Annotated in this window: 7 protein-coding genes; 5 read left to right on the top strand and 2 right to left on the bottom strand. The window is 64.1% G+C overall.

Annotated features, from left to right (window positions below):
• Positions 1-496 (bottom strand): GNAT family N-acetyltransferase (locus QZ847_RS16475; RefSeq protein ID WP_294358667.1); only part of this gene is annotated, 496 nt, incomplete at its 3' end.
• Between the two features lie 142 nt (positions 497-638).
• On the opposite strand from QZ847_RS16475, the gene QZ847_RS16480 reads away from it, so the two are divergent.
• Positions 639-1,010, top strand: a complete 372-nt coding sequence (locus QZ847_RS16480; RefSeq protein WP_294358670.1) for a dihydroneopterin aldolase — start codon at positions 639-641, stop codon at positions 1,008-1,010.
• Here QZ847_RS16480 and QZ847_RS16485 read toward each other — a convergent pair.
• The gene (locus QZ847_RS16485; RefSeq protein ID WP_294358673.1) at positions 985-1,725 is read right to left on the bottom strand and encodes a hypothetical protein; all 741 of its coding nucleotides are present in this window, start codon (positions 1,723-1,725) and stop codon (positions 985-987) included. The genes QZ847_RS16480 and QZ847_RS16485 overlap by 26 nt on opposite strands.
• A 383-nt stretch (positions 1,726-2,108) precedes the next feature.
• Between QZ847_RS16485 and QZ847_RS16490 the strand changes: the two genes are divergently transcribed.
• From QZ847_RS16490 to QZ847_RS16505, 4 genes are all read left to right on the top strand, one after another.
• Positions 2,109-2,786: an energy transducer TonB gene (locus QZ847_RS16490; protein ID WP_294191366.1), complete on the top strand. Its 678-nt coding sequence runs from the start codon at positions 2,109-2,111 to the stop codon at positions 2,784-2,786.
• Between the two features lie 47 nt (positions 2,787-2,833).
• Entirely contained in the window at positions 2,834-3,628 is a 795-nt protein-coding gene (locus QZ847_RS16495) for a MotA/TolQ/ExbB proton channel family protein (protein WP_294191367.1), read from the top strand.
• A gap of 97 nt (positions 3,629-3,725) precedes the next feature.
• A complete protein-coding gene (locus QZ847_RS16500; RefSeq protein ID WP_294191368.1) occupies positions 3,726-4,199 on the top strand; it encodes a biopolymer transporter ExbD in 474 nt (157 codons plus the stop codon).
• 24 nt (positions 4,200-4,223) lie between these two features.
• Positions 4,224-4,516 (top strand): biopolymer transporter ExbD (locus QZ847_RS16505; protein WP_294358676.1); only part of this gene is annotated, 293 nt, incomplete at its 3' end.

Genomic DNA, 4,516 nt, shown 5'->3' on the forward strand with positions numbered 1-4,516 from the left:
TCGTTCCACTTACGTCGGGTACGCTCAACCCCCGTGCGAGCAGCCGGTGGCGCTCCACAGGTCCGGGCAGGCGCCATGCTGCGGTGCGCTCCGCCGAAAAGCCGAAGAAACGTGCGTAATATTCCGGATCGCCGATAAGCATCAGCGCGGCGCTTCCTGGCTCCAGGCTGGCTTCGTTTGCGTCGAGCGCGGCGTTCATCAATCGCCGACCGATGCCGTCCTGCTGGCGTTCGGGCGTGACGGCGACCGGACCCATCAATGTCATCGCAGTGCGTTCGCCGACTGGCAGGTCGGGGACAAACCAGACTGGCCAGCACTGGATCGTGCCGACAAGTGCATTGCCATCGACAGCTGCTAAACTCATCCACGGGAGCGCAATGGTTCCTCCCCGCAGCGCGTAAGCGGTGCGGCGATGACGATCGATACCGAACGCACGATCGAGCAACTGCTCGACCGCTTCGGGGTCAACATCGCCAATCGGCACCAGATCGATCATCCACCATCCCTCGGGTCGCTGCCGTGCGGGCAGGCGCCGCGCCCCTTACTCAAGCACCGCGCCGAGGCAAGGGCTGTCCGCGCCACGCACAGGGCAAGGCTCGACTGGCGCAATCGTGACACGTTGGCTAACGGCCGCTGCCATGAACGACACGCTCGAACTCGAGGTTCACGACCTCGAAGTGCCCGTCCTTACCGGCATCTATTCCGAAGAAACGCATCTGCCGCAGCCGCTGCGGATTTCGCTTACCGTGCTGCTCGACGGGCCCGCGCATTTCGCGCCCGATACGCCGCTCAGCGCATCCAAGAATTATCTCGACCTGAAACATGCCGCGACGACCGCGCTGGAGAGTGAAGGTCATTTCACGCTGATCGAGGCGGTGGCCGATCACATCTGCGAGACGTTATTCCTGCAGGATACGCGGGTGCGCCGGGTCAAGGTCAAGATCGTCAAGCTCGCGATCGCCGAGGCGGGCGAGGCGATCGGGATCACGCTGATACGCCACCGCCGCTGACTGGTGCAGCCACACCGGCGCGACATGCGCCGAGCTGCTGTATGACAAGGGCGTAATCCTCGCGCGCGTGCGCGGCCTCGCTCTCCTCGAGTGCGGCAGTGGCGTTGTCGGGCAGGGTTCGCGGCAGAAAGCAGGCGAGACGATACCACAAGAGCGTATCGCGCGCGGGCGCGGTCGCATTCTCGTCGATGACTTCGCTCAGCGCAATCGACCAACGCGGCTGTTCACCTGGACGCCGAAGGATCGAGATTGCGGCGGGACGATTGTTCTTTGTCAGCAGGAAGATCTGCGTCTCACCCTCACCCGGCAGGCTGCCGGGCACGTAGAAGGCGCTCTTTACACCTGTGACGATCGGAGGAGCGTCGGCGCTCGCAGCATCGGTCGCGATTTGGCGCGTCAGCGCGTCGGCGGCGGGCGACCACGGCCGCTGCGCATCCTTGGCCACCAATTGCACCTGATCCGGGCGATTCGCGACTGGGCGCGCGAAGGCGAGCACACGCTGCTTCTTGAGCGCGGGCGCGCGCCCGCGTGCGTCAAGCGGCACGTCGACAAGCCATCCCACCCGCGCCGGGATCGCACCGCTGCCCCGTACGAGTGTCCCGACGTCGCCTTCGACGTAGAAGCGGGCTGCATTCGGCGCGACGCCGGTGGCCTCTTGACCCTTGATTCGCGTCGCTGATCGGATGGTCGCATCGAGGATCAGCGGACTGTCCACAACCAGGTCGGCAAATTCGGCGTAGGAGAGACCGGATGGGACCGCGACTCCGACAGCGTTGACAGGACCGGCGTAACTGGGTGTCTGTGCGACCGCGGATGCAAGCGTGCTTAGAACGAGCGGAACGGCGAGGAGGTTGAGTGGCTTACGGACAAACATGGTCCATCAATACGCCCGCGGTGATGAACGAAACAGAAATTAATCTGTCATCACGGGCTTGTACGTTTCTTGCGCCCGACAAAGCGTTTGCGTCGCTTCCGGTGCCGCGATAGAAACCGTGACGCTACGGCCTTCCCGAGAGGGGAGTGTCGTGGGGTGTTTTCGACGGTCGGGTTTGTCCGACCGCCCAACAGGGCCGCAGGATGAGGGAGTTTCGTTGCTGAATGGCCTATTCTGACCAGAAGATGAGCGGGAGCAAGGTCACCGCCTTGGTGATCGTGGCATTGGTCCACCTTGCTCTCGGCTACGCCTTCGTGACCGGCCTAGCGACCAACTTCGTGAAGAAGCAGGTCGAGAAGCTGAACACGTTCGACGTGGAAGAGCCGCCGCCCCCGCCGCCGGATGAGCCGCCGCCCCCGCCGCCCGACATTCCCATGTCGCCGCCGCCGGTCGTCTCGCCGCCGCCGATCGTTCGTAATCCGAACCCACCGCCGGTCGTGATCAACACGACGCCGAACCCGCCGCCGGTCTACGTGCCGACGCCGGTCGTCGCGCCGCCCGCGCCGCCTGCTCCCGCTCCTGCGCCCCCGGCGCCGCCTGCGGTCAGCAAGGCTGCAGGTTTGAAGGGTAATCCGGGCCAGTACTTCGGCGCGGACAATTATCCTCCGTCGGCCATTCGCGCTGAAGAAGAGGGGCGCGTGGTCGCAAAGCTGACGGTTGGTACCGACGGTCGCGTCACGGATTGTTCGGTGACGACGTCGAGCAACTCGTCGGCGCTTGATCAGGCGACATGCCGTATTGCCAAGAGCCGTGTGCGATTTTCGCCCGCGCTCGACGCTTCGGGAACTCCGATCACCTCCAGCTATACGCTGCCGGTGCGTTGGGTGTTGCCGCGCGACTGATTGCCACACGACATTCGAGCTTAGCTAGTTAGAGGGAATACCACCGCATGATCATCAACATCCTGGCCGCGGGTGGAACCGCGGCCGCAGAGAACCAGTTCGGTCTTCAGCAGGCGCTGAAGGAAGGCGGCATTATCTCGCAGTCGGTCTTCACCATCCTGGTGCTGATGTCGGTTGTGTCGTTCTACATCCTGTTCTCGAAGCTGTTCGAGCAGCAGAAGATCATCAACCAGGCCAAGCGCATGCGGCAGGGTTTCTGGTCATCGAACTCGCTGCGCGAAGGCTCGGCGAAGCTCGAGAAGAACTCGGCCTACAAGCAGCTGGTCGACGACGGCCTGGCCGCACAGGACCAGCACGCGCAGCTGACCGATCCGGTCGAGGCGCATGACTGGTTGCACGGTTCGCTCGCGCGTTCGGAAGCCGCGATCAACTCGAAGCTGGGCGGTGGTCTGGCGTTCCTCGCGACCGTTGGCGCGACCGCACCGTTCATCGGTCTGTTCGGCACCGTGGTCGGCATCTACCGCGCACTGATCAAGATCGGCGCATCGGGCGATCCCTCGATCGACAAGGTCGCGGGACCCGTCGGTGAGGCGCTCATCATGACCGCGCTCGGCCTTGTCGTCGCTGTTCCGGCCGTGCTCGCCTACAACTGGCTGCAGCGCCGTAACAAGTCGATCGCGGAGGACCTGTCGGCCTTCTCGAACGATGTGCTCGGCTTCCTCGCTTCGAACGGCAAGGTTCGTCCGTCGATCGGCAACGCCGCTGCCACGAAGGCGCCGGTGAAGCCGGCCGGTGCGACCGCCACCGCCGGTCAGGCGGGTGGCGTGCAGACCCGCGCGTAAGAAAAAGGGTGGGGGATCGCGCCCGACACGGCGCGATCCCGCCACTTGTCCGCCGGGCGATCGGCCCATGCGGACGGAGAATAGGAAAGCCTGACATATGGCGATGAGCGTTGGTGGCGATTCCACCGAAAAACCTCTTTCGGACATCAACACGACGCCCCTCGTGGACGTCATGCTGGTGCTCCTCATCATCTTCCTGATCGCGGTTCCGGTCGCGATCCAGACGGTCAAGGTGAAGCTGCCGAACGTCCGGTTCGATCCGACCACGACCAAGCCGGAGAACGTGTCGCTCTCCATCACCTCGGACGCATCGGGCGCGTGCAAGGTATACTGGGGCGTTGCGCCCGTCACGCAGCAGGAACTGCTTGACCGAGCAGTCGCCAAGCTGAAGACGGAAATCGCGCGTCAGGGCGGCCCGAACGCAGCTGGCCTGGAACTGCCCGAGGCGCACATCCGCGGTGACGTCGACACGCCGTGGCATTGCATCGGCGGCGCCATCTTCAACATGCAGCAGGCGGGTTTCGCGCGCGTCGGCTTCATCTCGCAGCCCGGCGTCGGCGCCGGCGCCTGACACCCGGCAAGAGGAGTAGCTTTTATGGCAATGAGTGCTGGGAGCGACGACGGCGAACCCATGATGGACATGAACACGACGCCGTTGATCGACGTCATGCTCGTGCTCCTCATCATGTTCATCATTACGCTGCCGATCCCGACGCACGCGGTGAAGGTCGACTTGCCCGTCAACGATCCCAACGCGGTCAAGCCACCCGTCGATCCGATCAAGAACAAGATCGCGATCGACGCGGCCGGCACGATCACGTGGAATGGTGCGCCGGTGAACGACACCACGCTGCGTCAGTACCTCGATACGTCGGCAGCGATGACCCC

Source organism: uncultured Sphingomonas sp. (assembly GCF_913778135.1).
Lineage (GTDB): Bacteria > Pseudomonadota > Alphaproteobacteria > Sphingomonadales > Sphingomonadaceae > Sphingomonas.